The organism is Pseudomonas sp. ME-P-057 (assembly GCF_030208975.1).
GTDB lineage: Bacteria > Pseudomonadota > Gammaproteobacteria > Pseudomonadales > Pseudomonadaceae > Aquipseudomonas > Aquipseudomonas lutea.
On record NZ_JARVSX010000045.1, the window covers coordinates 47679 to 72176 of the forward strand.

The following is a 24498-nucleotide window of genomic DNA, read 5'->3' on the forward strand; positions in this document are numbered from 1 at the left end:
GGCCGCAGGTTTCTATATGCCGCAGATTCCTTGGGCGGCCTGGATCTGTTGTAGGAGCGCGCTTGCCCGCGAAAAATACCAGCCCGCGATATCGCCCAACCTGACCCACCGCGTTCGCCGGCTTGGCGAACGCGTCAAGCCGTTCAACCTCGCCGTAGCTAACACACCTCCATCTGTAGGAGCCGGCTCGCTGGCGAACGCGTCATGCCATTCACCCTCACGGTAGCTGACACACCTCCATTCGTAGGAGCCGGCTTGCTGGCGAACGCGTCATGCCAGTCACCCTCAGCGTTGCGGTGTCATCGCGGTTCGCCTGCAAGCCGGCTCCTGTAGATTCGCGTCGCAGCCAGCTTCGCCTTACCGCTTCGCCTTCTTCGGCGCCGCGGGCAACGGCGCGAACAGCGCGGCGATGTCATCGTCCTGCAGCTTCCAGTCGCCGGCCGTGCGGCCATCGAGCACACCGGCTGCCAACGCAGACTTTTCCTGCTGCAGGTGCTGGATTTTCTCCTCCACCGTGCCACGGGCGATCATCTTGTAGACGAAAACCGGCTTGTCCTGACCGATTCGGTACGCACGGTCGGTGGCCTGATTCTCTGCCGCAGGGTTCCACCAAGGGTCGTAGTGAATCACCGTGTCGGCCGCCGTCAGGTTCAGGCCGGTACCACCCGCTTTCAGACTGATCAGGAAGATCGAGTGCTTGCCGTTCTGGAAATCCTGCACCGGGACACGCCGGTCCTTGGTCTTGCCGGTCAGCAGGGAGTAAGCAATCCCGCGCTGTTTGAGTTCCGCTTCGATTAACTCCAGCATCGAAGTGAACTGCGAAAACAGCAGGATCTTGCGGTTTTCGGCAAACAGCTCTTCCAGCATCTCCATCAGGCTGTCGAGCTTGCCCGAGCTCGACTGGCGCGGGCCGAGCGGTGCGCTCTTCACCAACCGCAAGTCACAGCAGACCTGACGCAGCTTGAGCAACGCCTCGAGGATGATGATCTGGCTACGCCCCACGCCCTTGAGGGTAATTTCGTCGCGGACCTTCTTGTCCATCGCCAGACGCATGGTTTCGTACACGTCGCGCTGGGCATCGTTGAGCTCGACCCAGTGGACGATCTCGGTCTTGGGCGGCAACTCGGTCGCCACCTGTTCCTTGGTCCGACGCAGCAGAAACGGCTTGATCCGCGCGTTGAGGTGCTCCAGGCGCTGTTCATTGCCAAACTTCTCGATCGGGTTGCGGTAGTTGCTGTTGAACTGCTTGGCATCGCCCAGCCAGCCGGGCATCAGGAAATGGAACAACGACCACAGCTCGCCCAAGTGGTTTTCCAGCGGCGTGCCGCTCAGGCAGAGGCGCTGACGGGCGTTCAGCTGACGCGCCGCCTGCGCCGCTTTGCTGTTGGGGTTCTTGATGTATTGCGCTTCGTCGAGCACCAACACATGCAGCAACTGCTGGCTGAGGACTTCCACGTCCCGCGGCAGCAGGGCATAGGTGGTCAGAATCAGGTCGTAATCCTGCAGGTGTTTGAAATCCTGATGGCGCTGGGTCCCGAACAGGGCCAGTACCTTGAGCTGCGGGGTAAAATGCTTCGCTTCGTCCATCCAATTGGGAATCAGGCTGGTGGGCATTACCACCAGCGCAGGGCGATCAAGGCGTCCGGCCTGCTTTTCCACCAGCAGATGCGCCAGGGTCTGCAGTGTCTTGCCCAGCCCCATGTCATCGGCGAGCACGCCGCCGACCTCCAGTTCGCGCAGCGCCTGCATCCAGCTCAGGCCTTCAAGCTGATAGGGTCGCAACGTCGCGTTAAGGCCCTGGGGCGCCTCACCTCGGGCATCCTTGATGTTCACCAGCCGTTCGGAGAACTGGCGCAGCCGATCACCGCCTTGCCAGATCAGCGGCAGGTCATCGAGCTGCATCAGCCTTGCAGCGTCAGCGGTGTTCAGGCGGATCGCGTTGTTGCCGTCTTCACGCCAATAAAAGTCACCAAGCGTCGCCAGCACCGGCTTCAGCCGACCGTAGGGCAGGGCGACCTGAATCGGCACGCCGCCGCGCTGGGTGAAATGGTTGAGCTGCACCAGCAGTTGCTCGTCGTCGCGGCGCTTGGCGATGCCGCTGGCGGTCATCAGTTCAGGATGGGTGCGCAGCAGGTTAATCAGGATCGGCAGCAGGCTCAGCCGCTCGCCGTTGACGATGATGCCCAGCTCCAGATCGAACCAGTCGCGCTCGGGCTCGTCGGTGACAGTGGCGTACCAGTCGTCCACCGGCGTGACATCAAAACCGAAATCTTCGCTCATCTCGATCTGCCAGCCCTCGGCGCGCAGCCGCGGCAAGTCGTCGAGGATGAAACTCAGCCAGGCACGATCAGTGGGCAGCTCGAACATCTCGCCAGCGCTGTCGGGCAATGCCTTGCTCTGCCGCGTTGCGATGCGGAACCCCAGCTCCTGAAGCTGCTTGCGATACTCGCCTTCACGCTCCGGATGGCGACGCATGCGCAGCGTTTCGTCCGGCAGGTGCCAGAGAATGTCCCCGCCACGGCCCGGTGCCGGTACGCCGCTGACGTAGGATTCGCGATAGCGGAATGCCAGGGCAGCGCGGTGTTGAATGTGCCGCTGCATCTTGCCATTGCGCGGCTCGTAGGCGCTGTACTCGAAGCTGGCGAGGATCAGCCGCGGCTCGGGCTTGATGTTCTTCTCCAGGCGCTCGGGCAGTTTGGGTTTTGCCTCGACCGTGGGTCTGCGCGCCGCCGACTGATTGTCAACGGCCGAAAGAATCCCGGCGTTGTTCTCCGGGTCCTGCAGGAAAAACAGCGCGGCCGCGCAATGCTTGCAGTTGTTCCTCACCGGGCAGGTGCATTTGCCGACGATAAAGTTACGCGTGCGCTCGGGGTCTTTGAACAGCAGCGTCTGGGTGTAGATTTCCAGATTCGACCCCCGGCACACCGTACGCACGACGTCGCCGCTCAGGTGTTCGAGCATGACGCGTTTCTGCCGCGTGTATTCGAGGCCGCGCTCGACGCTCTGCGCCTTGAACAGCGGTTCCCATGGCAAGGCCAGGGCTTTTTCGAGAAGAGATGCCACGTCTAGCCCCGCGTCAACGAGGAGGCTGAACGGGAGAAACCTTGATCAGCATGGCCAGGCTTCCGTTGTCCATGTAGGTCAGTTCTCCGTTTCTGACACGAGTGGCCTGGCGCATGCGCTCGCTGGTCACCAGCACCCCGTGGCTGTCCAGCTGGTTGACCCAGAAGTTGGCGTCGATGTCGGTAAAGCGCGCCAGGCCCAGGCTGACCGTGCCTTCGATGGGAAAGTGGCCAAATTGCTCCTGACCGTCACTGATCGCCACTTTGCTCGGCGTCGCGCTGAGGTCTTGCTGCCATGCCTTGTGCAGAAGGACCGTATAACCGTCGCTGGCCCCCAGCTTGTTCACCAGACTGTCCAGCGCCGTGGGCGTCTGGTTGTCCGCACCCAACCGCTGCGCCCCGGCTGCCCAGTCTTCGGGTGCGGGCTGATTGGTAGCCGCCGGCTCGCCATTCTGGCGGAACAGGATCAACTCCACCTGATAGGCGCCATCGGCGAAGGCCAACGGGGCAAACAGCACCAGCAACAGGGCGAGCGAGCGGAACAGACGCATGGTGAATCCTTAAACCGGTTTTTTGGAAGACTGCGGGGTCAGGCGTTCGAACAGCGCCTCCAGCGTCGTGAAGCGTTCCTCGGGACGCTCCATCGGCACCATGAATTTGAACAGCGTGGCGCCCTCGAACTTGTAACGCTTGGGCTGGCCCTGGATCAGTTTGATCAACGTCAACGGGTCCACGGGTGTATCGGCTGCAAACTCGATGCGGCCCCCTTGAGGGCCAGCGTCGACTTTCTTGATGCCTAGCTGCTCGGCTTTCAGCTTGAGGGACGTCAGGCGCACCAGGTTCTTGGTCGGTTCCGGCAACAGGCCGAAACGGTCGATCATTTCCACCTGAAGGTCCTTGAGGCCGTCTTCGTCAGCGGCGTTGGCGATGCGCTTGTACAGGATCAGCCGCGCATGCACATCGGGCAGATAGTCTTCCGGGATCAGCCCCGGTACGCGCAGATTCACCTCGGGGCCGCCGCCCAGGGGCTGGTCGAGGTTCGGCTGCTCACCCTTGCGGATCGACTTGACCGCACGCTCGAGCATTTCCATGTACAGCGTGAAACCCACCGCCTGAATCTGCCCGCTCTGGCCTTCGCCCAACAGCTCGCCGGCGCCACGGATTTCCAGGTCATTGGTGGCAAGCACAAAGCCGGCGCCCAGGTCTTGAGTGTTGGCAATCGCCTCCAGGCGCTTCTCGGCATCCGGGGTGATCTGTTTGCGCGGCGGCGTCAGCAGGTAGGCGTAGGCCTGGTGGTGACTGCGTCCGACCCGGCCGCGCAACTGGTGCAGCTGGGCCAGACCGAACTTGTCGGCGCGCTCGATGATGATGGTGTTGGCGCTTGGCACGTCGATGCCGGTTTCGATGATGGTCGAGGCAATCAGCACGTTGAAGCGCTTGTGGTAGAAGTCGCTCATGACCTGTTCGAGGTCACGTTCATGCATCTGCCCGTGGCCAATGCCGATACGTGCTTCGGGCACCAGTTCGGCCAGATCGGCCGCGCATTTCTCGATGGTCTTCACGTCATTGTGCAGGTAGTAGACCTGACCGCCGCGCAGCAGCTCACGCAGCAACGCCTCTTTGACGGTCGGCTTGTTCTGCTCCATGACGAAGGTGCGCACCGACAGACGACGCGCGGGTGGCGTGGCGATGATCGACAGGTCGCGCATACCTGCCACGGCCATGTTCAGAGTGCGCGGGATCGGCGTGGCGGTCAGCGTCAGGATGTCGACCTCGCTGCGCAGGGCCTTGAGCTGCTCCTTCTGACGCACCCCGAAGCGGTGCTCTTCGTCGATGATCACCAGCCCCAGGTTTTTGATCTTGACGTCGTCCTGCAGCAACTTGTGCGTACCGATGACGATGTCGATTTTGCCCTCGGCCAGATCAGCCACGGCGGCGTTGATTTCCTTCGCCGATTTGAAGCGGCTCATCACCTCGACCGTCACCGGCCAGTCGGCGAAGCGGTCGCGGAAACTGTTGTAGTGCTGCTGGGCGAGGAGGGTGGTCGGCACCAGGATCGCCACTTGCCGACCACCGTGTACCGCAATGAATGCCGCGCGCATGGCCACTTCGGTCTTGCCAAAGCCGACATCGCCGCAGACCAGGCGGTCCATGGGCTTGGGCGCAAGCATGTCGGCGCGCACGGCCTCAATGGTGGTCTGTTGATCGGGGGTTTCTTCAAAAGGGAAGCCGGCGCTGAAGGTTTCATAATCCAGCTTCGGATCGGCGAACGCGTAGCCTTCGCGGGCGGCGCGGCGGGCGTAGATGTCGAGCAGCTCGGCGGCAACGTCGCGCACCTGTTCGGCGGCCTTGCGCTTGGCTTTCTGCCAGGCCTCGGAACCCAGGCGATGCAAGGGAGCCAGCTCGTCATCGCTGCCGGTGTAGCGGGCGATCAGGTGCAGGTTGGTCACCGGCACATAGAGCTTGGCGTCCTCGGCGTAGGCCAGCATGAGGAACTCGGCGACCTGGTTTTCGACTTCAAGCGTGGCCAGCCCGAGATAACGGCCGACCCCGTGGTCAATGTGCACCACCGGCGCGCCTTCGCGCAGCTCGGCAAGGTTCTTGATGACCGCATCGCTGGCATGGCTGTCGGCGCGCTTGTCACGGCGGCGACGCTGCATGACCCGCTGACCGAACAGCGGGCTCTCGGCAACCAGCGCCAGAGCGGGCTCGTCCAGCACCAGACCTTCGTCCAGCGGTGCGATGGTGATCGCCAGACGCTCCTTGCTGTCGACGAACTCCTGCCAACTGTCCAGGGTTTTGGGGCGCAGCTTCAGGCGTTCGAGCAATTCCAGCAGCACTTCCCGGCGCCCGGCGGATTCGGCGGTGAACAGCACCCGGCCGGGAAACTCGCTGAGGAAGCCCGATAACGCGGCCAGCGGCTGACTGGCCTTGGCTTCGATGGCCAGGTCAGGCAGCGGCTGCGCCTGGAAACGTTCGCGGCCGACGCCGCTGTCGACGTCGTCCTGACTGACCACCACGCGCGGCCAGCTCTTCAGCCGCGCGAAACAGTCATCGACCGGCAGGAACAGCTCGGCCGGTGGCAGCAACGGGCGTTCGGGATCGACCCGGCGTTCTTCGTACCGGTTGCGCACATCCTTCCAGAACGTTTCAGCCGCCGCTTCGATGCCCGGCAGGGAAAACACCTGGGTGTCCTGCGGCAGGTAGTCGAACAGGGTGGAGGTTTCTTCGAAGAACAACGGGATGTAGTACTCGATACCAGCCGGCGTAATGCCGCTGTTCAAGTCCTGAAAGATCGGGCTGCGGCGGAAATCAACGTCGAAGCGCTCGCGGAACCGCGCCTTGAAGCGGGTGACGGCCTCCTTCTGCAGGGGGAACTCTTTCGCCGGCAGCAGGCGCACCGAATCGACCTTGTCGATGGAACGCTGGGTCTCAGGTTCGAAGGTGCGCAGTGTTTCGATTTCGTCATCGAACAGGTCGATGCGGTAAGGCAGTTTGCTGCCCATCGGAAACAGATCGATCAGCGCGCCACGAACGGTGAATTCGCCGTGCTCGTACACCGTGTCGACATAGCGATAGCCGCTGGCTTCAAGGCGGGTGCGCATGGCTTCGACGTCAAGCTTCTGGCCCACGTCCAAAACCAGGCTGCTGCCCAGCAGGAAGCTCGTGGGTGCCAGCCGGTGCAGTGCGGTGGTGATCGGCACCACCAGCACGCCGTGCACCAGCTCCGGTAGCCGGTAAAGGCTGGCGATGCGCTGGGAGATGATGTCCTGATGCGGCGAGAACAGGTCGTAAGGCAGGGTTTCCCAATCGGGGAAGTGCAGGACCGGTAGATCGGGCGCAAAGAACTTCAGCTCCTGCTCCAGTCGCTCGGCGCTCTGGCTGTCTGCGGTGAGCAACAGGGTGAAGCGTTTCGCGGCGCTGGCAGCCTCGGCAATGGCGAGACTGAGGGCGGCACCGGGCAGATTACCCCAGTGTTGTTTGCCTGCAGCGGCAGGCAGATTCGGGAGGCGCAGAACGGGCACGGAAGTTAAAGCTCCAGGCGTTGCGGCAAAGCCGGGGAGTGTAACTAATCCGCAGAGACGCTGTCAGTTTTGTGCGCTCGCAATTATGTAGTGCTCCACAGTCGGAAAACTCTGGATTGCTCATAAACAAAGGCCTGTGCATAATGTAGTCCCTTTTTTCAGCCCCTACATGTGGAAGGTTCCCGTGACTCAGAAGCCCGACCAGTGTCTTGGTGAATGGATTGATCGTGAAGCCCTTGCCGAGGCGATGATCCCGCTTATCGGTCAGCTCTACCGCAACAATAATGTGGTGAGTTCGATCTATGGCCGCAGCCTGATTAACCGTTCCGTCATCGCGATTCTCAAAGCCCACCGCTTTGCCCGTCACCGTCAGGCTGACGCTACCGAGTTGTCCGTCCACGAGACGTTCCCCCTCGTCAAAGCCATGAGCGAGCTCAAACTGGGCGCCGCCTCGGTTGACCTGGGCAAGCTGGCCGTCAAATTCAAGGCCGAGGGCAATGGCCGCTCCGCCGAGCAGTTCGTCCGCGAAGAAATGGCCGACATCGTCGGTCAGCAGCACTCCGGCGAACGCAAGGGCACCGACGTCGTGCTGTACGGCTTCGGTCGCATCGGCCGTCTGCTGGCGCGCATCCTGATCGAGAAAACCGGTGGCGGCGATGGCCTGCGTCTGCGTGCCATCGTGGTCCGCAAAGGGGCAGAGAACGATCTGGTCAAGCGCGCCAGTCTGCTGCGTCGCGATTCGGTACACGGGCCTTTCGACGGCACCATCACCATCGATGAAGCCAACAACACCATTTGCGCCAACGGCAATCTGATTCAGGTGATCTACGCCAAGAACCCGGCCGAGGTGGATTACACCCAGTACGGCATCAAGGACGCGCTTCTGGTCGACAACACCGGTGTGTGGCGTGATGCCGACGGCCTGGGCCAGCATCTGCAGTGCCCGGGCATCGACCGCGTGGTCCTGACCGCGCCGGGCAAGGGCAAGCTGAAGAACATCGTTCATGGCATCAACCATCAGCAGATCACTGCTGACGACAAGATCATCTCTGCGGCGTCGTGCACCACCAACGCCATCGTGCCTGTGCTCAAGGCGGTCAACGACAAGTTTGGCATCGTCAACGGGCACGTCGAAACGGTTCATTCGTACACCAACGACCAGAACCTGATCGACAACTTCCACAAAGGCGATCGCCGTGGCCGCAGCGCTGCGCTGAACATGGTCATCACCGAAACCGGCGCGGCAACGGCAGCGGCCAAGGCATTGCCTGAGCTGGCTGGCAAACTGACCGGCAACGCGATCCGTGTGCCGACGCCCAACGTGTCGATGGCTATCCTGAACCTGAACCTGGGAACGGCCACCACCCGTGAAGAGATGAACGAATACCTGCGCCACACCGCGCTGTATTCGGATCTGCACAAGCAGATCGACTTCGTCAATTCGCTGGAAGTGGTTTCCACCGACTTCGTCGGCTCGCGCTACGCTGGCGTGGTGGATGCGGAAGCAACCATCGCAATGGACAACCGCGTTGTGCTGTACGTCTGGTACGACAACGAATTCGGCTACAGCTGCCAGGTGGTCCGCGTCATGGAAGAAATGACCGGCGTCAACCCGCCAGCCTTCCCGAAGTAGGTTGAAGCAGCTGCAAGCTGCAAGCGGTCAGCCGCAAGCTGCAAGCAACAAATAAAAACGCCCCGACAAGTTCGGGGCGTTTTTGTTTTACTTGCAGCTTGCAGCTTAGAGCTTAAAGCTCTCGGCGATCAGCCGACTGCCGTCACACCCTGAATCCGCGTCTGGCCCTTGCGGAACAGCACCAATGTGGCAACCAGACCCAGTACGGCCGCGCCGCTCAGCCAGATGCCTGGAGCCGCTTTGTTGTCCAGCACGTGAATGAGATAGGTACAGGCTGCCGGGGTGAAGCCACCGAACGTCGCCGTCGCCAGGCTGTAGGCCAGGGAGAAGCCAGTTGTGCGCACTTCAACCGGCATGATTTCGGTCAGCGAAACCACCATGGCGCCGTTGTAGGAGCCATACAGGAAAGACAACCACAGCTCGACCATCAACAGATTGGCAAAGCTTGGGTTGGCGGTCAGCCAGGACAGGGCAGGGTATGCCGTGATAATCGCCAGGATGGTCGCCGCCAGCAGCAGCGGCTTGCGCCCGATCCGGTCCGACAGCGCGCCCATCACGGGCAGCCAGATGAAGTTCGAAATGCCGACGCAGACCGTTACCAGCAAGCTGTCGAGATCAGACAAGTGCAGCTCATTCTTGCCGAAGGTCGGGGTGTAAGCCGTGATCAGGTAAAACGACACAGTGGTCATGACCACCAGCGCCATGCCAGCAACCACCAGGCCGAAGTTCTGCCCGATCGACTTGACCACCTCGCCCAGGCTTGGGCGGTGATGCTGGGCGCGGGCTTCGAACTCGGGAGTTTCTTCCAGCGAACGACGGATCACGAAAATCGCCGGAACGATCAGGCAGCCAATCAGGAACGGCACGCGCCAGCCCCATTGGCCCATGTCTTCCGGGCTCAGCCAGTGGTTCAGGGCGACGCCAAGCAGGCCGGCAAACACCACCGCTGCCTGTTGGCTTGCCGACTGCCAGCTCACGAAAAAACCCTTGCGACCGGGCGTGGAGATCTCTGCCAGGTACACCGAAACGCCACCCAGTTCGACCCCGGCCGAGAAGCCTTGCAGCAGCCGGCCCACCAGCACGAGGATCGGTGCGGCAACGCCCAGGGTCGCATAACCCGGCACGCAGGCAATCAGCACCGTACCCATGGCCATCATTGCCAGAGTGATGACCAGGCCTTTCTTGCGACCGTGATGGTCGATGTACGCGCCGAGAAAAATGGCACCCAGAGGGCGCATGAGGAAGCCGGCGCCGAAGGTCGCCAGCGACAGCATCAATGAGGCGAATTCGCTGTCGGCGGGGAAGAAGGTCTTGGCGATGGCCGTGGCATAGAAGCCGTAGACCATGAAGTCAAACATTTCAAGGAAGTTGCCGCTGACAACGCGAAAGATCGCTTTGCCTTTGCCCGTGGTTGAGGCCATCTGGAATTACTCACTTAAGCTGTCTAGCTGGGGGATCCGTTGTATTTATGCGTCCTCTGCCGCAGCGCCCGAGCCTGGTCTCGCACGCTACAGATTTGTAACGATATGTGTAAAGACCGCGGATGGCAATGAGAATGCCCCATGCGCGAAAGCCGATGCCGGCTTGGCGCCCGCAAAAAAATATTTATCTATGCCAGGGCAGAGGCCGTAACCACGTTAACTCGCCGCACTTTTACTCAATGTCCCCAAGGACACCGAGTTTTTCGTATCACGGACGAGTTAACCTCCACATGAGCCCCAATCTTGATGTCATTGACCGCTTCACCCAGCGTCCAACGCTGCGTGAAACAGCGGTCAAGCAGCTGCGCAAAGCGCTGCAAGCACAATTCCCCGATCTTCAAATCGACCCCGAGATCTGTGTCATCACCCGCACGACGCCCGAAGGCGAGCGGCGTGCCGAATCTCTGTTGCGTAATCTTCAGCAGGCTATCAGCAGCGGTAAAACGCCACGTCTGCGCAACGAAGCCAACACGCTGCTGCTGAACCCCGCTGCAGAAGGAGGCGTGCCGACCCCGATTGATTTCGATAAGCTCAACGCATTGCTGGATGCTGTTGCACTGGGCCTCGGCGACCACTTTCAGCGGGCCCTCGTCGAATTCTGGGGCACGGCGAATGCCGATGGGCTTAGCCCCTGGGCGTGCGTATCGGCCGCGCTTGCTTGCAATCTCTCGAGTGCTGCAGTCGACGCACCGGAGATAAGTGAAGACAGCCGGGCATTTTTGCGGGCGGTGGCTGAGTTCCCCGACAAAACCCAGCGCGACTTCATGCTGCGCATCACTGAGGAAGGCGCAGACGCGGTCATCCAGGCAAGCATTCCGTGTGTGGCAGCAGGCGAACATTGCGACGACGTAGCGCTGCCAATACTGACGGCCACTGGTTTCTGGCGTGGCATAGAGCAGTTTTTTGCCTGGGAGCCTGCCGGGCTCAGCGATTATTCTTCGTTGGTTGCACTGACGTCCGGTTTGATGGCTGCACAGCCTGTCCCGAGCGACGCCAGGCTGGAGCTGCGTGAGCCTGAAGGGCCTTTGTTCGATGCATTGGCGCAGGTAATCCTCGAACGACAGCTGCACGCTGTTGAACGCGCCAGTGAAGTTGCGATTGATTTTGCCGACCTCGATCACCGCCTGGCTGCAGCCACGGACATCTCGCCGTATCTGCTGCCGCTCGTTGTCCAGCCAGAGCGCCCGGACCCGCTGCCCGACTGGTTGCGGACGGCCAGCCCGACGGACCGTCAGGATTTCAGCCGTCGACTGATTGCACTGGCCAACGCGCAGGCAAAGGCAGGTGGCAGGCGCTTCAACGATGACCTGCCGTCGCTGCTGGCCTTTGCCGAGCAGCAATTGCAGCGCGCGCTGCTGGCCGACCACCCGCAGGACACGCACATTCAGATCGCCGATCTAGACGTGCTGATTGAACATGTGGTCGCCGTCGCAGTACCCAGTGGCGGCCAGGTGGTGGCAGCGGGAGCGGTCGAACCGGTGCGCATGAGCGTCGCCGAGTTCGCCCTGGCAAATCTGTCGGGCCAGCCAGCCGGTGCGTTGAGGGTCGTGCAGCGGAGCGGCAGCCCGACACCCGGGTGGTTCAGCGCGGACTATCTCAGATTGCTGATTTGTCAGGTCGACATCGGGCGCACCTACCCGGCGCTGGTGTCACGCTATCTGGTGACGGATCCGCTGGAGGCCAATCGGCGCCAACTGCTCTATATCGACCAACTGCGCACCCAGCTGCCGCTTCGGGCGCTTGAGCTGAAGATCCGCAGCGGCAGGCAGTTCGGCGCGAGCGCCTATGCGCTGGTCGATGCGCTCATGCAGAACCCGGCGCAACGCTCCCCCGGGCTGCGCGACACAACGCTTCGTCCACTGGCTTTTCGAGCCACCGCCGGCGCTGCGGCGGACAAAGCCGCGAATATGTTCGTGATCGCCGACCGCGATACTGCAAAAGGTCCCGTGGTGCTGTATCGACCTCTTTCTTTGCACACACTGACGGCGTTCAACTCATGGGAGGCGTTGCGTACGGCCATTGTCCAGCCAGGGGAGCTGCAGGACGAGGTGCTGACCTGGATGAGCGACCATGCCCGACTGAGATACGCCAACGGCGGTTTCAATCAGCCTCATATCGTGCGCTTCGGCCAGGGTTCGGAGTTCGCACCGCTCGAAAATCCGTCGCCTGCGCAATGGGCGTTCGATAAAGTGATGGGGGATCCGCTCGTAGCGCTGTTCATCGCTGACGCGGCGGCGCTGGTCGAGCTGGCAGACCGCAACTCCACCTCCAACGCCGAGAGTCGCTGGGCGCTGCTCAAACGCGCTGGCTGGCTCACGCTGGACTCGGTCATGCCGTTTATCTCCGGGCCGTTGGGCAACGCGCTGTGGCTGGTGCAATTACTGACCCAGGCGCAAGGCGCACTGAGTGCGGGCGGCGGGGGTGAGGGCAGCGAGATGGGGGAGTCGCTCCCAAACATACTCCTGACGGCGGCTATGATGCTGTTGCACGTGGGGCTCGGCGACGCCCTGGCCTCCGCGCGCAATGACGGCGGACCATTCAAGCGCGGACGAACCGCCACCCCGGCCCGGCCAAAGCTTGCGCCGCTGCTTTCCCCGACCGACTCAAAGTCAGAGCCACAGGCTCCACCGGTGCCTGACCGACCCAAGGCGTTGCTGGACTTCAGATGGTCACGACTCGATCAAACCCTGAGCGATGCCCAGAAGGCCTCGCTTGCCCTTTTCAGGATCGCCCCGGAGCCGGCGCTGGCAGAGCCTTCAGTTACAGGCATCACCGAAGGTTTGTATGGACACAACAGCCATTGGTATGCGCGTGTCGACGACGCTGTGTTTCAGGTTTTGCTCGACGACCAGGAGGTGTTGGTCGTCGATCCAAATAATCCCGAGAACGTAGGACCGCGGCTCGTCAGGCAAGGCCATCGCTGGTGTCTGGACCTAAGGCTGCGCCTTCGCGGCGGTGGACCCAAGCGCAGCGCCCGCCAGTTGGCCGCGGAAAATGCCGCGCGGCTGAAGCAGGTGACCACTGAAAAAATCGAACTGCTCGACCGTCAGACCGCGCTGTACAGCAGGATTGTAGCTAACGATGACCGTCTTGATGGCGTGCCGATCGAACAGCATCCGGCGGTGATTGCCGAAATGGAGGCTGACATTCGGGCGGTCGTCGAGATCGTTGATCGCAAAAATGAACTCGATCAGCAATTGCGCGCCGCCGACCGCTCGAGTGACAAGTCCTACGCCAAGGATTTGCAGGGTGTGGTCCGCCGGATCTGCCTGCTGGAGGGCGTGCTGCTGAGCGATATGCTGGTATTGGCCAAAGAGGACCTGGCCAGAATGCACGCCTTGTCCACCACCGTCACCGCCAGCAACGTCGAGGTATACCGGGCGCTTTTTGAAAAGACGCTGTTGTTGCAGAACACGGGGGTTCACTGGTCGTCCGTCAGGGAGGCCTTGTGGCAGAGAATGCGCAACGTCCCCAAAGTGGGCGACGAATTCTGGCGCAAGGAAGCGTTGGAGCTTTATAACAGCCGGATGTTCGCGCACGTGGAATGGCGTGCAGCGCGGATGTGGTCGTCCCTGGAGCTCTGTTTCAGTGTCGAGGTTATTCTCGATGGCAGTGCAGCGGTCTCCCTCAAGCGTCTGCTCAACGACGGCCCTCTGCACGCGGCGCTGACGTCTCAGGCGGAACTGGAAAAGCCCAACGATTACACCCACCTCGAACAGATCAGCGTGCTGGAAAGCTCGCTTCGCGAATATGACCGTGCCTCGATGGTCGCGCTGGCGGCGTTCGACAGCGAGCCGGAAACGGTCGACATGGCGCATTTCCAGCGCTTCATCGATGATCTGTCGGCCATTTCTGACCGTGCCGAGCACCGCCTTTCGGACCTCATTCGCGAGAGTGAGGAACCGGCCGACACGCCGGCCGAATACGTGCCCAGACTGACCCAGACGCGCAAGCGGGTGATCAAGACCCGCGGGCAGCGCACGCTGATTGGCCGGGTGCGCGAAGGTCACGAGCCTTTGCTGGGCGAGGTCGTCGAGGTCAAGGCGGCCAGCGGTGACCGGGTCATCGGTTCCTATCACCAGCACGCTGAAGGGGAGTGGGTAGAGCTGGAGGATCAACGTCCCGGGCTGCGCACCCGTGAAAGCATCGTGCCGTTGTCAGACCTCATGCGTCGCGGCCGTGCATTGCTTGAACGGGTCGAACCCGACATTGCCAACGCCGTTCGACAATCGCGTCGCGCCAGTGAGCCTGAGGACATGGAAGACATCCTTTGTTTCAAGGCTGACAAGATAGGCGAGCTGGCAGCGAAACTTCAGGCCAGTGCCGAACAACCCGGGCCGGAGGAAATGGACGTTCAGCGTCTGCCAGTGCTGTTGGCCGATCTTCGTGCGGCTGAAGCGCGGCTGCGTGAGCAAGGCCGGGCCTTGCGTATCGAAATGATCAAGCGCCAGCCACCCACGGCCAGCCGGATCAGTTATCTGCACCGGCAGCGGGAAGTGGACATCGCCCGGATTGACGGCCTCAAGAATATGTCGGGTGCGCGGCGGAACGATTTCGTGCAGGAATACGTAATTCGTGACAGGGACGGCAATGTGCTGTGGTGGGCACATTTTCATTACGCCACAGAGCATGCATCGGCGAACGCTTTTACGGCTGCGCATCTGAAGCTGCCCGAACAACGGCTCATGGGCTACAGGGCGCTTCTCAAGGCCGCAAGGGATAACAAGGAGGTGGTCAGCATTTACCGCAGCGCCATCGGCAGGGAACCGGCGCAGCGGTTGTTTTTGCATCTGGCCGACTGATCCACCAGAATAACGCCGGAAAAGGCTTCCCCCCAGCCATCCGCCGACAGCGTCCTGTCAGTGGCTCGGCTGGCGGCGGCACAGATCACTCGGGCGGACGGACGCGACCAAGGGTTAATGGTCGTTTTCGTTCGACGGGATTAGACTGCGCCGCGAGTTTCGATCCTGCATGCCGCCCGCTGCGGCATGATTCAGCCAGAGCCACCAGAGTGGTGTCTCGGCCAGTTCTGAGGAGTACGCATGGCTGTCTACAACTACGACGTGGTGGTGCTGGGTTCAGGCCCGGCGGGAGAAGGCGCGGCGATGAACGCCGCCAAGGCCGGGCGTAAAGTGGCCATGGTCGACAGCCGTCGGCAGGTCGGCGGCAACTGCACCCACCTGGGCACGATCCCGTCGAAGGCGCTGCGTCACTCCGTCAAGCAAATCATTCAGTTCAACACCAACCCGATGTTTCGGGCCATTGGTGAGCCACGCTGGTTCTCCTTCCCTGACGTTCTGAAAAACGCCGAGAAGGTCATCAACAAGCAAGTGGCATCGCGCACCGGTTATTACGCGCGCAACCGTGTCGACGTGTTTTTCGGCACCGGCAGCTTCGCCGACGAGCGCAGCGTCGATGTCGTGTGTACATCGGGCGTCGTTGAAAAACTGGTCGCCAATCAGATCATCATCGCGACCGGTTCGCGGCCGTATCGTCCTGCCGATATCGACTTCTCCCATAAACGCATCTACGACAGCGACACCATCCTCAGCCTGGGTCACACCCCGCGCAAGCTAATCATCTATGGCGCCGGAGTGATCGGCTGCGAATACGCGTCGATCTTCAGCGGCCTGGGAGTAGAGATCGAGCTGATCGATAACCGCGACCAGCTGCTGAGCTTCCTCGATTCGGAAATCTCTCAGGGCTTGAGCTATCACTTCAGCAACAACAATGTGATGGTGCGCCACAACGAGGAATACGAGCGCGTTGAAGGGCTCGACAACGGCGTGATCCTGCACCTCAAGTCCGGTAAAAAGATCAAGGCCGATGCCCTGCTGTGGTGCAACGGTCGCACCGGCAACACCGACAAGCTGGGTCTCGAGAACGTCGGCATCAAAGCCAACGGCCGTGGCCAGATCGATGTGGATGAGGCCTACCGCACCAGCCAGCCCAACATCTATGGCGCCGGCGACGTGATTGGCTGGCCGAGTCTGGCCAGTGCGGCCTATGACCAGGGGCGTTCGGCTTCTGGCAGCGCTGTCGACAACGGCGCATGGCGCTTCGTCAATGATGTGCCGACCGGCATCTACACCATCCCCGAGATCAGCTCCATCGGTCAGAACGAGCATGATCTGACCGTGGCCAAGGTGCCGTACGAAGTGGGCAAGGCGTTTTTCAAAAGCATGGCCCGGGCGCAAATCTCCAACGAGCCGGTCGGCATGCTGAAAATCCTGTTCCACCGGGAGACCCTGCAGATTCTCGGTGTGCATTGCTTCGGCGACCAGGCATCGGAAATCGTGCACATCGGCCAGGCCATCATGAACCAGCCGGGTGAGGCGAACAGCATCAAGTACTTCGTCAACACCACCTTCAACTACCCGACCATGGCCGAGGCCTATCGGGTCGCGGCCTACGACGGCCTTAACCGGCTTTTTTGACCGGCTCCGGCCGGTGGCCTGAGCCGGTCGGGGAGACCGATTTCAGTATTTCCCAAGGGTGGCGCTGGCCAAACCGGGAAAGTCTGTAATCAGGCTGTCAACGCCAAAGTCAGCGAGCCTGCGCATCAGTGCGGGCTCGTTGACTGTCCAGACCGACACATGCAGCCCCTGATTCTGAGCTTTCTTCAAGCGCTCGGGTGTGCACAGCGTCCAGTTCAGCGCTAGAAATTCGCAGCCATAACCCTGGGCAACCTTCAGCGGGTCGAGCCAGGCGTATTCGGCGACCAGCCCGCGTGAAATGTCCGGAGTCAGCTCAAGTGCTGCGCGCAGCACTTCTCTGGAGCTGGAGGTAATCGTCACCTTGTCCAGCAAACCGTGGCGCTGGGCCATTTCGCGGATGGCCAGCACCGTCGTCGCAGCCCGGGTACGCGATGCGCTTTTGACTTCCAGCTGCCAGTGGTCGAACGGGCACTTCTCGAACAACTCTTCCAGACGAGGAATGGGGCAGGGTTGTACCCAGCCCGGCCCGCCCTTGCGCGCGTCGTAGGTCACAAGGTCGGCGGCATCGTGCTCGACCACTTTGCCGCGCCGGTCTGTGGTGCGCTTGAGGGTCGGGTCATGGATGACCATCAATTCGCCGTCGCGGGACAAGTGCAAATCCAGTTCGCAGCGCTTGACGCCGTGCTTGAGGCACTCCTGGAAACTGGTCAGGGTGTTTTCCGGTGCTTCGCCCTTGGCGCCGCGGTGGCCGTAAATAATGGTCACAATCACTCCTTGGTAGGCGTAGGGGCTGGATCAGTCTGGCTTCATGTCAGGGTCGTTCTGCTCGCGCGCGAGTCGTCGTTGCGCGGCTTGTCGTTGCAGGATGTGTCGGGCCAGCAGTTGGCGTTGGGCGTCCGTGAGGTCGATCCACTCCATGCCGACATCAAAATCGCCGACATTCAACGCGTGGCACTGAGTCACGCGGGCGCGCAACAGCATCCCTGAGGCCTGGGGCATCAGCACCATTTTCACCGACAACAACGTGCCGGGCGGAAAAGGCTGGGCGGTCTCGAATTGCAGACCGCCTTCGGACATGATCACGCGCTGCGGGGCGCCCAGCTTGCCCAGCGCGGTGTGCGCAACCACTTGCCCAAGCAGGTCGATGCGCTTGCTCATGGCGCGAAGAAAGCTGTTGGTGGTGCGGTCGCGATCGTCCAGTTGACGCAGCAGGTGCTGCGACTCGAACTCGGCGACATGCAATTCGCTTAGCAGATCGAAGAGCGTGGACGTGTCGTGCAAGCCGGGGGCGTCGCCCGTGTCGGGACCGCCGATGCGGTTAATTTCCAGTGCGACGCTGTCCTCGATACGGTAGTATTCGCGGCGTTCTTCTTCATCTAGTGTCGGCATGGCTAACCCATGGTAGCGGCGGTTGTCAGAGTGATTGCTTAAAATCACAGCTCATTGATACGAGTGTGATTCAGCGCTGATTCGAGTGTAAAGCCGCTTGCCCAGGCCCGCCACAAGGACGTTCCCATTCCTCCGAACAAGCGCCTAAATGTTCAGACCTCTTTTTGTATTCATCGGCACGCGCTACACCCGTGCGAAGCGCCGTAACCACTTTGTCTCCTTCATTTCCCTGACGTCGATGATCGGCCTCGCCCTGGGCGTGGTCGTGATGATCGTCGTGCTGTCGGTCATGAACGGCTTTGACCACGAGATGCGCACTCGCGTGTTGGGCATGGTGCCCCACGCCACCATCGAGTCCGGCGAACCGATCAACGACTGGCAGGCCCTCGCGGCCCGCGTCAAACAGAACAAGCAGGTGGAAGCGGTTGCGCCGTTCATCCAGATGCAAGGGCTGCTGACCAACAATGGCAACGTGCAAAAGATCCTGTTGAACGCCATCGACCCTGTGCAGGAGCGCAAGGTGTCGATCATCGACGGCTTCATGAAGCAGGGCAGTCTCGATGACCTGGTCGCGGGCGGCTTCGGCGTGGTGATTGGCGACAAGGCCGCGACCAAGCTGGGGGTCGGCATGGGCGACAAGGTGACCTTTGTTTCACCTGAAGTCACTGTGACTCCGGCCGGCATGTTCCCGCGCATGAAGCGCTTCACGGTGGTGGGCATCTTTCATGTCGGCGCTGGCGAACTGGACGGTTATCTGGGTGTGACCAACCTGCAGGATCTGGCGCGGCTGCACCGCTGGAAGCCAGACCAGGTGCAGGGCTTGCGTCTGAAGTTCACCGATCTGTTCAAGGCGCCGCGTACGGCGTACGACATCGCGCAGAACCTCGGCGAGCACCAGTATTATTCGCGTGACTGGACCCGCACCCACGGCAACCTGTACCAGGCCATCGGCATGGAAAAATCCATCATTGGTCTGCTCCTGCTGCTGATCGTCGCCGTCGCGGCGTTCAACATCATTTCCACCCTGGTCATGGTCGTCAACGACAAGCGCGGTGACATTGCCATCCTGCGAACCCTGGGGGCCACTCCGGGCCAGATCATGGCGATTTTCATGGTCCAGGGCACCGTCATTGGTGTCGTCGGTACACTGATCGGCGCCGGCGTCGGCATCCTTGCGGCCTTGAATGTCAGTTCGGCGATTTCGGCGCTGGAAGGCCTGATTGGCCACAAGTTTCTGAATGCGGATGTCTACTTCATCGACTATCTGCCATCGCAATTGATGACCCAGGACGTGCTGCTGGTATGCGGCGCGGCGCTGGTTCTGAGTTTCCTCGCCACCCTGTATCCAGCCTGGCGTGCGGCGCGCACCCAGCCGGCGGAGGCGCTACGTTATGAGTGAGTCGGGCATGAGTGATAAAGCTGTACTGAGCTGCCGCAACCTGGGCAAATCCTACGAGGAAGGTCCGGAATCCGTCGTGGTCCTGTCAGGCCTTCAGCTGGAATTGCACCCGGGTGAGCGTGTGGCAATCGTCGGCAGTTCGGGCTCCGGCAAAAGTACCTTGCTCAACTTGCTCGGCGGTCTGGACACGCCCACCGAAGGCAGTGTCTGGCTGGCGGGAGAAGAGCTGTCGGCGCTGAACGAAAAGGCCCGGGGCCTGTTGCGCAACCGCGCATTGGGCTTCGTCTACCAGTTCCACCATCTACTGCCCGAATTCACCGCGCTGGAAAACGTCTGCATGCCACTACTGATCGGCAAGACGCCGATTCCGGAAGCGCGTCAGCGCGCAACCGCACTGCTTGAGCGGGTAGGGCTCAAGCACCGTCTGGCGCACAAGCCTTCGGAATTGTCCGGCGGTGAGCGTCAGCGGGTGGCCATCGCGCGGGCGCTGGTCAATCAGCCGGGTCTGGTCATGCTCGACGAGCCCACCGGCAACCTCGACTCTCATACTGCCCAGGGCATTCAGGACCTGATGCTGGAACTCAGTACGTCGTCGCGCACCGCGTTTCTGGTGGTGACTCACGACATGACGCTGGCCCGCCAGATGGACCGCGTATGGCGTCTCGAAGAGGGCCGTCTGGTCCAGGCTTGAGCCGCGCATCCCGATGCACGCAGGTTGTCGACGATAACCCGCGCGTCGGCGTTTTCTACTTTTAGTCGTTTCAGTTACGGTGCTCCACGAATGTTCAGACCGTTATCCATCTTTATCGGGACACGCTACACCCGGGCCAAGCGTCGCAACCACTTCATCTCGTTCATCTCCATGACCTCGATGATCGGGCTGGCGCTGGGCGTGCTGGCGATGATCGTGGTGCTGTCGGTGATGAACGGTTTCCAGAAGGAAATGAGTTCGCGCATCCTCGGCATGGTTCCCCACGCCGTGATCTCGGGTGTCAAACCGCTGGACGACTGGCAGCCCGCCGCCACGGCTTCGCTCAAGGACCCGCAAGTGATCGCGGCCGTGCCGTTCACTGAAATGGACGGCATGCTCTCGTACAAAGGCTCGATGCAGCCCATTCAGATCAACGGCGTCGACCCGGCGCTGGAATCGAAGGTGTCGATCGTGACCCAGCACATCGTGCAGGGGCGGTTGCAGGACCTCAAACCCGGCGAGTTCGGTGTGGTGATCGGCGAAATCACGGCCCGGCGCTTTCGCCTGAACGTCGGTGACAAGCTGACGTTGATCGTTCCGGAGATCAGCAGCGCACCCGGTGGCATTACGCCGCGTCTGCAACGTTTGACCGTGGTGGGGGTGTTCAAGGTCGGTGCCGAGCTGGACGGTTCGATGGCGCTGGTCAACGTCGCCGATGCTGCCGTTATTCAGCGCTGGCAACCCAACCAGGTGCAAGGCGTGCGCCTTGCGCTGACCGATCTGTACGCAGCGCCGCAGGTATCCAGCGCCATTGTCGCCGGGCTCGGTGCGGACTATAAGGCAGATGACTGGACCCACACCCAGGGCAGTCTGTTCAGCGCCATGAAAATGGAAAAGACCATGATCGGTCTGCTGTTGCTGATGATCGTCGCCGTGGCCGCCTTCAACATCATTGCCACGCTGATCATGGTGGTGAACGACAAGGGCGCCGACATCGCCATCCTGCGCACCCTCGGCGCGACACCTCGACAGATCATGACCATCTTCATGGTGCAGGGCACCGTGATCGGCATTGTCGGTACGGTCATAGGCGGCGTGCTGGGCGTGATCGCGGCGATCAACGTCAGCCAGATCGTCGGCTGGGTCGAACGCGTGACCGGGCAGCACATTTTCACCTCGGACGTGTATTTCATCAGCAACTTGCCGTCGCAGCTTGAAGGCAGCGACGTGGTGCTGATTTGCAGTGCGGGGTTCATCCTCAGCTTTCTGGCAACGATCTATCCGGCCTATCGCGCCGCCCAGATCCAGCCGGCTCATGCGTTGCGCTACGAGTAGGAGATGCCCATGTTGTTTCGTCTTTGTGCAGCGGCTGTGCTGTTGAGTGTAAGCGTGGCGTCGCAGGCGTCCACGGGGGAGCATTTTGCGTTCGGCCATCCCGGCGACGCCGCGAAAGCGACACGCACCGTCGAGGTGACGCTGGGCGATATGTATTTCGAGCCCAAGTCGCTGAACGTCAAAAAGGGCGAAACCGTGCGTTTCGTGCTGGTCAACAAGGGCCAGCTGCTTCACGAATTCAATCTCGGCGATGCCGCGATGCATGCGGCGCATCAGCAGGAAATGCTGAAAATGGCAGCCAGTGGGATGCTGACGCCCACGGGCATGAAGCACGACATGACCGGCATGGACCATGGAATGGCGCACGGTGACGGCGCCATGAAGCACGACGATCCCAATAGTATGCTGGTTGAGCCCGGCAAGACTGCCGAGCTGACCTGGACGTTTGCCGACGCCACCGGGTTGGAGTTCGCCTGCAACATCCCCGGCCATTATCAGGCGGGCATGGTTGGCAAGGTTGCGATCAGTCAGTAACCACTGAATGGTCTGAGTTAACGCTGAAAGTCTCAGTAATCGCTGAAAACAGGGGCCGAACCCGATAAACTGCGCGACCTTGGTTTTTTTATCGCCGCTTTCAGGTTCAGGTCCCGCCATGCATCCCGCAGCCGAACACTCGCCGCTGGGCAAGTCCAGCGAATACATTGCGACATACACGCCGTCTTTGCTGTTCCCGATACCCCGCGCCGCCAAGTGGGCAGAGCTGGGGTTGACTGCAGAAACGCTCCCTTACCAGGGCGTCGATTTCTGGAATTGCTATGAGCTGTCCTGGTTGCTCCCATCCGGCAAGCCGGTGGTCGCCATCGGCGAGTTCAGCATTCCTGCCGATTCGCCCAATATCATCGAATCCAAGTCCTTCAAGCTGTACCTCAATTCGCTCAATCAGACCGCATTTGCCTCCCGGGACGAGCTCGTCGTCACGCTGGAGAGAGACCTGTCGGCCGCCGCTGGCAAGCCGGTGGGCGTGCGTATCCGCAGCCTCAATGACATTGAAGCCGAGGGGATCGTTGCGGTACCGGGCGTGTGTATTGATGATCTCGATGTGAAGATCACCAGCTATGACCGCCCGCAGCCCGAGCTGCTGCATTGCGATGAATCACGCGTAGTGGACGACGCCCTGCACTGCCACCTGCTGAAGTCCAACTGCCCGGTAACGAGCCAGCCAGACTGGGGCAGCGTAGCCGTGGAATACCGGGGCGCGGCACTGGATCACGCAAGCTTTCTGGCCTACATCGTAAGCTTCCGCCAGCATTCGGATTTCCATGAACAGTGCGTCGAACGCATTTTCATGGACCTGCAACGCCTGCTGAAGCCGGAAAAATTGACCGTTTACGCGCGTTACGTGCGCCGGGGCGGGCTGGACATCAACCCCTACCGCAGCACCGAAGGGTTGACCCTGGAGAATGGACGTCTCGCACGGCAGTGACCCGACGAATCATCTGCCGAAGCCGTGTTCGCCGCAGGTGATACGGGATGTCGAATCACCTGTAGGAGCGCTTGCCCGCGAAGAGGCCGGCACATTCAACATCGTCCTCGACAGCCAGAACGCGTTCGCCAGCAAGCCGGCTCCTACAGGTGTGTGGCGTTCGCCAGCAAGCCGGCTCCTGCAGGGATGTGGCGTTCGCCAGCAGAGAGACCGGCGCGAAAGGGCCCGGGCCGGTAGTTTAAAATCTGGAGAAGAGACCGCTGATAATGAGAGAATGAATAATTTGTAGGAGCCGGCTTGCTGGCGAACCCAATCGTCAAGGCGCTGGGCGGGGACTGATCCACCGCATTCGCCAGCAAGCCGGCTCCTACAGAGATGTGGCATTCGCCAGCAAGCCGGCTCCTACAGGTGTGTGGCGTTCGCCATCAAGCCAGCTGCTGCAGAAACGTCATTCAGCGCCAGGCGCGCCCACCGGCGGATTCCTCTCAGATCCCCATGCTGCCCAGCGTCACCAGAACATTGCGCAACGTACCAGCGATGGTCGGGTGGTCGACCTCGAAGCGCTCAACCGCCAGGTTCACGCCGTCGGATATGCTCGGATCCTGGCTGACGGTTTCAAGCTCGAGCTGCGCCTGGATTTGCTCCATGACGTCGGTGAGGTTCGCGCGCTCCTCCACAGTGAGTTGCGGGTTCTGCTCAAGCTGCTCGCGCAGGGTGTCGAGTTGTAGTTGCAAGTCACTGACGGACATGAGGTGTTCCTTACTCTGATTAGTCCCACGATGGACCGCAATGCTCCGGCAAAGGTCCTTTACGCTGTAAGACTAATCCACTCCAGACGGCTTTGCATGATGCCGATCACCTCAGGGCTTCTCGGCCTTCTGCCGGCGCAGCGTGATGTCGGCCAGGCACGACTCCAGTTCTCCCAGGTGATCGATGACCGAGTGCGCACCGGAGGCGTAAAGCTCGAGGGTGGCGCGGCCTCGGCGACGTTCGCGATCCAGATCGCTCATGGCGTCCCACTGCGCTGGCGGCACGCCACACAACGGCCCGCACGACGCCAGGCCCACCGTCCACAGGCCAGCGTTGATGCCCGCCATGAGCAGGCGCGGATCACCGCTAACCAGCACGCAGCCGTCCAGTTGCTTCACACCCAGGGTCATCAATGCCTGCCAGCAGGCATCGGGCGCTGGCCAGCGATTGCCGGGCAGCGGCGTGGAATGAATCATCGCGCCGAGCGCCGCAGCGAGTTGATCGGTGATCGTTGCAGGGTATTCGTCGATCCAGGCGCAGGGGATGCCGTGTTGCTTGAGGTACTTCAGCGCGTTGATTGCGCCAGGGGCGGGCGTGGCGAAGGGTTGTGCATCGTGGCCAACCAATGACCTGCCATCGCTGGCAAGCAGAGTCCGTGCCTGGGCGCCGAAATCGACGAGGCAACCGCTCAGTCCGAAGAGCACAGCGGTGAAGGACGGAGCAGCGACGGCGACCGGGGCAAGCATGGCATTCCCTCTCAAAGCGGTTGACGCTAAGGGATTGCCATGACAAATCGATGACCGGAAGATGACA

General features: G+C 61.3%; 16 protein-coding genes. 8 read left to right on the forward strand and 8 right to left on the reverse strand.

Going from position 1 to position 24498, the window contains the following annotated elements; genetic code table 11:
* Nucleotides 1–357: 357 nt before the first annotated feature.
* The 3 genes from QRN48_RS23155 to mfd are packed head-to-tail and all read right to left on the reverse strand — an operon-like array spanning nt 358 to nt 7087.
* Nucleotides 358–3063, reverse strand: a complete 2706-nt coding sequence (locus QRN48_RS23155; RefSeq protein ID WP_037009240.1) for a DEAD/DEAH box helicase — start codon at nt 3061–3063, stop codon at nt 358–360.
* Nucleotides 3064–3076: 13 nt separating this feature from the next.
* Nucleotides 3077–3613: a CsiV family protein gene (locus QRN48_RS23160; protein WP_285353545.1), complete on the reverse strand. Its 537-nt coding sequence runs from the start codon at nt 3611–3613 to the stop codon at nt 3077–3079.
* A gap of 9 nt (nt 3614–3622) precedes the next feature.
* Nucleotides 3623–7087, reverse strand: a complete 3465-nt coding sequence (gene mfd / locus QRN48_RS23165) for a transcription-repair coupling factor (protein WP_285353547.1) — start codon at nt 7085–7087, stop codon at nt 3623–3625.
* Between the two features lie 169 nt (nt 7088–7256).
* On the opposite strand from mfd, the gene QRN48_RS23170 reads away from it, so the two are divergent.
* Complete coding sequence (locus QRN48_RS23170) at nt 7257–8720, forward strand: glyceraldehyde-3-phosphate dehydrogenase (RefSeq protein ID WP_037009247.1); 1464 nt, start codon at nt 7257–7259, stop codon at nt 8718–8720.
* A 128-nt stretch (nt 8721–8848) separates the two neighbouring features.
* Here QRN48_RS23170 and QRN48_RS23175 read toward each other — a convergent pair whose 3' ends face one another.
* On the reverse strand, nt 8849–10141 hold the full coding sequence (locus QRN48_RS23175) for an MFS transporter (RefSeq protein WP_037009249.1): 1293 nt from the start codon (nt 10139–10141) through the stop codon (nt 8849–8851).
* A 290-nt stretch (nt 10142–10431) separates the two neighbouring features.
* Between QRN48_RS23175 and QRN48_RS23180 the strand changes: the two genes are divergently transcribed.
* Both QRN48_RS23180 and sthA read left to right on the forward strand, forming a co-directional pair.
* Nucleotides 10432–15003 (forward strand): dermonecrotic toxin domain-containing protein, encoded by a 4572-nt coding sequence (locus QRN48_RS23180; protein ID WP_285353550.1) that lies wholly within the window; start codon nt 10432–10434, stop codon nt 15001–15003.
* A 240-nt stretch (nt 15004–15243) separates the two neighbouring features.
* Complete coding sequence (gene sthA, locus QRN48_RS23185) at nt 15244–16638, forward strand: Si-specific NAD(P)(+) transhydrogenase (RefSeq protein WP_037009253.1); 1395 nt, start codon at nt 15244–15246, stop codon at nt 16636–16638.
* A 42-nt stretch (nt 16639–16680) separates the two neighbouring features.
* Here sthA and QRN48_RS23190 read toward each other — a convergent pair whose 3' ends face one another.
* Both QRN48_RS23190 and QRN48_RS23195 read right to left on the reverse strand, forming a co-directional pair.
* Nucleotides 16681–17403, reverse strand: coding sequence for a glycerophosphodiester phosphodiesterase (locus QRN48_RS23190; protein WP_037009255.1), 723 nt, complete (start codon nt 17401–17403; stop codon nt 16681–16683).
* Nucleotides 17404–17433: 30 nt separating this feature from the next.
* Nucleotides 17434–18027, reverse strand: a complete 594-nt coding sequence (locus tag QRN48_RS23195) for a PilZ domain-containing protein (RefSeq protein ID WP_037009257.1) — start codon at nt 18025–18027, stop codon at nt 17434–17436.
* Nucleotides 18028–18175: 148 nt separating this feature from the next.
* Here QRN48_RS23195 and QRN48_RS23200 point away from each other — a divergent pair, with 148 nt between their 5' ends.
* The 5 genes from QRN48_RS23200 to queF all read left to right on the forward strand — a co-directional run bounded on the left by QRN48_RS23200 (nt 18176) and on the right by queF (nt 22935).
* Nucleotides 18176–19426, forward strand: a complete 1251-nt coding sequence (locus QRN48_RS23200; RefSeq protein WP_037009259.1) for a lipoprotein-releasing ABC transporter permease subunit — start codon at nt 18176–18178, stop codon at nt 19424–19426.
* A 7-nt stretch (nt 19427–19433) separates the two neighbouring features.
* Nucleotides 19434–20117 carry a lipoprotein-releasing ABC transporter ATP-binding protein LolD gene (gene lolD, locus QRN48_RS23205; protein WP_162835386.1) on the forward strand — a complete coding sequence of 228 codons (684 nt, stop codon included), beginning with the start codon at nt 19434–19436 and terminating at the stop codon, nt 20115–20117.
* A gap of 90 nt (nt 20118–20207) precedes the next feature.
* On the forward strand, nt 20208–21452 hold the full coding sequence (locus tag QRN48_RS23210) for a lipoprotein-releasing ABC transporter permease subunit (RefSeq protein WP_191945175.1): 1245 nt from the start codon (nt 20208–20210) through the stop codon (nt 21450–21452).
* 3 nt (nt 21453–21455) lie between these two features.
* On the forward strand, nt 21456–21986 hold the full coding sequence (gene copI / locus QRN48_RS23215; protein WP_285353557.1) for a copper-resistant cuproprotein CopI: 531 nt from the start codon (nt 21456–21458) through the stop codon (nt 21984–21986).
* Nucleotides 21987–22104: 118 nt separating this feature from the next.
* Nucleotides 22105–22935: an NADPH-dependent 7-cyano-7-deazaguanine reductase QueF gene (gene queF, locus QRN48_RS23220; RefSeq protein ID WP_285353559.1), complete on the forward strand. Its 831-nt coding sequence runs from the start codon at nt 22105–22107 to the stop codon at nt 22933–22935.
* Nucleotides 22936–23420: 485 nt separating this feature from the next.
* On the opposite strand, the gene QRN48_RS23225 is transcribed toward queF, so the two are convergent.
* Together QRN48_RS23225 and pcrP are read right to left on the reverse strand one after the other, a co-directional pair.
* Nucleotides 23421–23684 (reverse strand): DUF4404 family protein, encoded by a 264-nt coding sequence (locus tag QRN48_RS23225; RefSeq protein WP_285353561.1) that lies wholly within the window; start codon nt 23682–23684, stop codon nt 23421–23423.
* 111 nt (nt 23685–23795) lie between these two features.
* Nucleotides 23796–24431, reverse strand: coding sequence for an HAD superfamily inactivated hydrolase PcrP (pcrP, locus tag QRN48_RS23230; protein WP_285353564.1), 636 nt, complete (start codon nt 24429–24431; stop codon nt 23796–23798).
* Nucleotides 24432–24498: the final 67 nt, after the last annotated feature.

Coding starts and splice junctions, on each gene's coding strand:
- QRN48_RS23210 (WP_191945175.1), top strand. CDS start 20,208: ATGTTCAGACCGTTATCCATCTTTATCGGGACACGCTACACCCGGGCC.
- QRN48_RS23195 (WP_037009257.1), bottom strand. CDS start 18,027: ATGCCGACACTAGATGAAGAAGAACGCCGCGAATACTACCGTATCGAG.
- QRN48_RS23200 (WP_037009259.1), top strand. CDS start 18,176: ATGTTCAGACCTCTTTTTGTATTCATCGGCACGCGCTACACCCGTGCG.
- QRN48_RS23225 (WP_285353561.1), bottom strand. CDS start 23,684: ATGTCCGTCAGTGACTTGCAACTACAACTCGACACCCTGCGCGAGCAG.
- copI (WP_285353557.1), top strand. CDS start 21,456: ATGCCCATGTTGTTTCGTCTTTGTGCAGCGGCTGTGCTGTTGAGTGTA.
- lolD (WP_162835386.1), top strand. CDS start 19,434: ATGAGTGATAAAGCTGTACTGAGCTGCCGCAACCTGGGCAAATCCTAC.
- sthA (WP_037009253.1), top strand. CDS start 15,244: ATGGCTGTCTACAACTACGACGTGGTGGTGCTGGGTTCAGGCCCGGCG.
- QRN48_RS23160 (WP_285353545.1), bottom strand. CDS start 3,613: ATGCGTCTGTTCCGCTCGCTCGCCCTGTTGCTGGTGCTGTTTGCCCCG.
- pcrP (WP_285353564.1), bottom strand. CDS start 24,431: ATGCTTGCCCCGGTCGCCGTCGCTGCTCCGTCCTTCACCGCTGTGCTC.
- QRN48_RS23170 (WP_037009247.1), top strand. CDS start 7,257: ATGTGGAAGGTTCCCGTGACTCAGAAGCCCGACCAGTGTCTTGGTGAA.
- QRN48_RS23175 (WP_037009249.1), bottom strand. CDS start 10,141: ATGGCCTCAACCACGGGCAAAGGCAAAGCGATCTTTCGCGTTGTCAGC.
- QRN48_RS23180 (WP_285353550.1), top strand. CDS start 10,432: ATGAGCCCCAATCTTGATGTCATTGACCGCTTCACCCAGCGTCCAACG.
- queF (WP_285353559.1), top strand. CDS start 22,105: ATGCATCCCGCAGCCGAACACTCGCCGCTGGGCAAGTCCAGCGAATAC.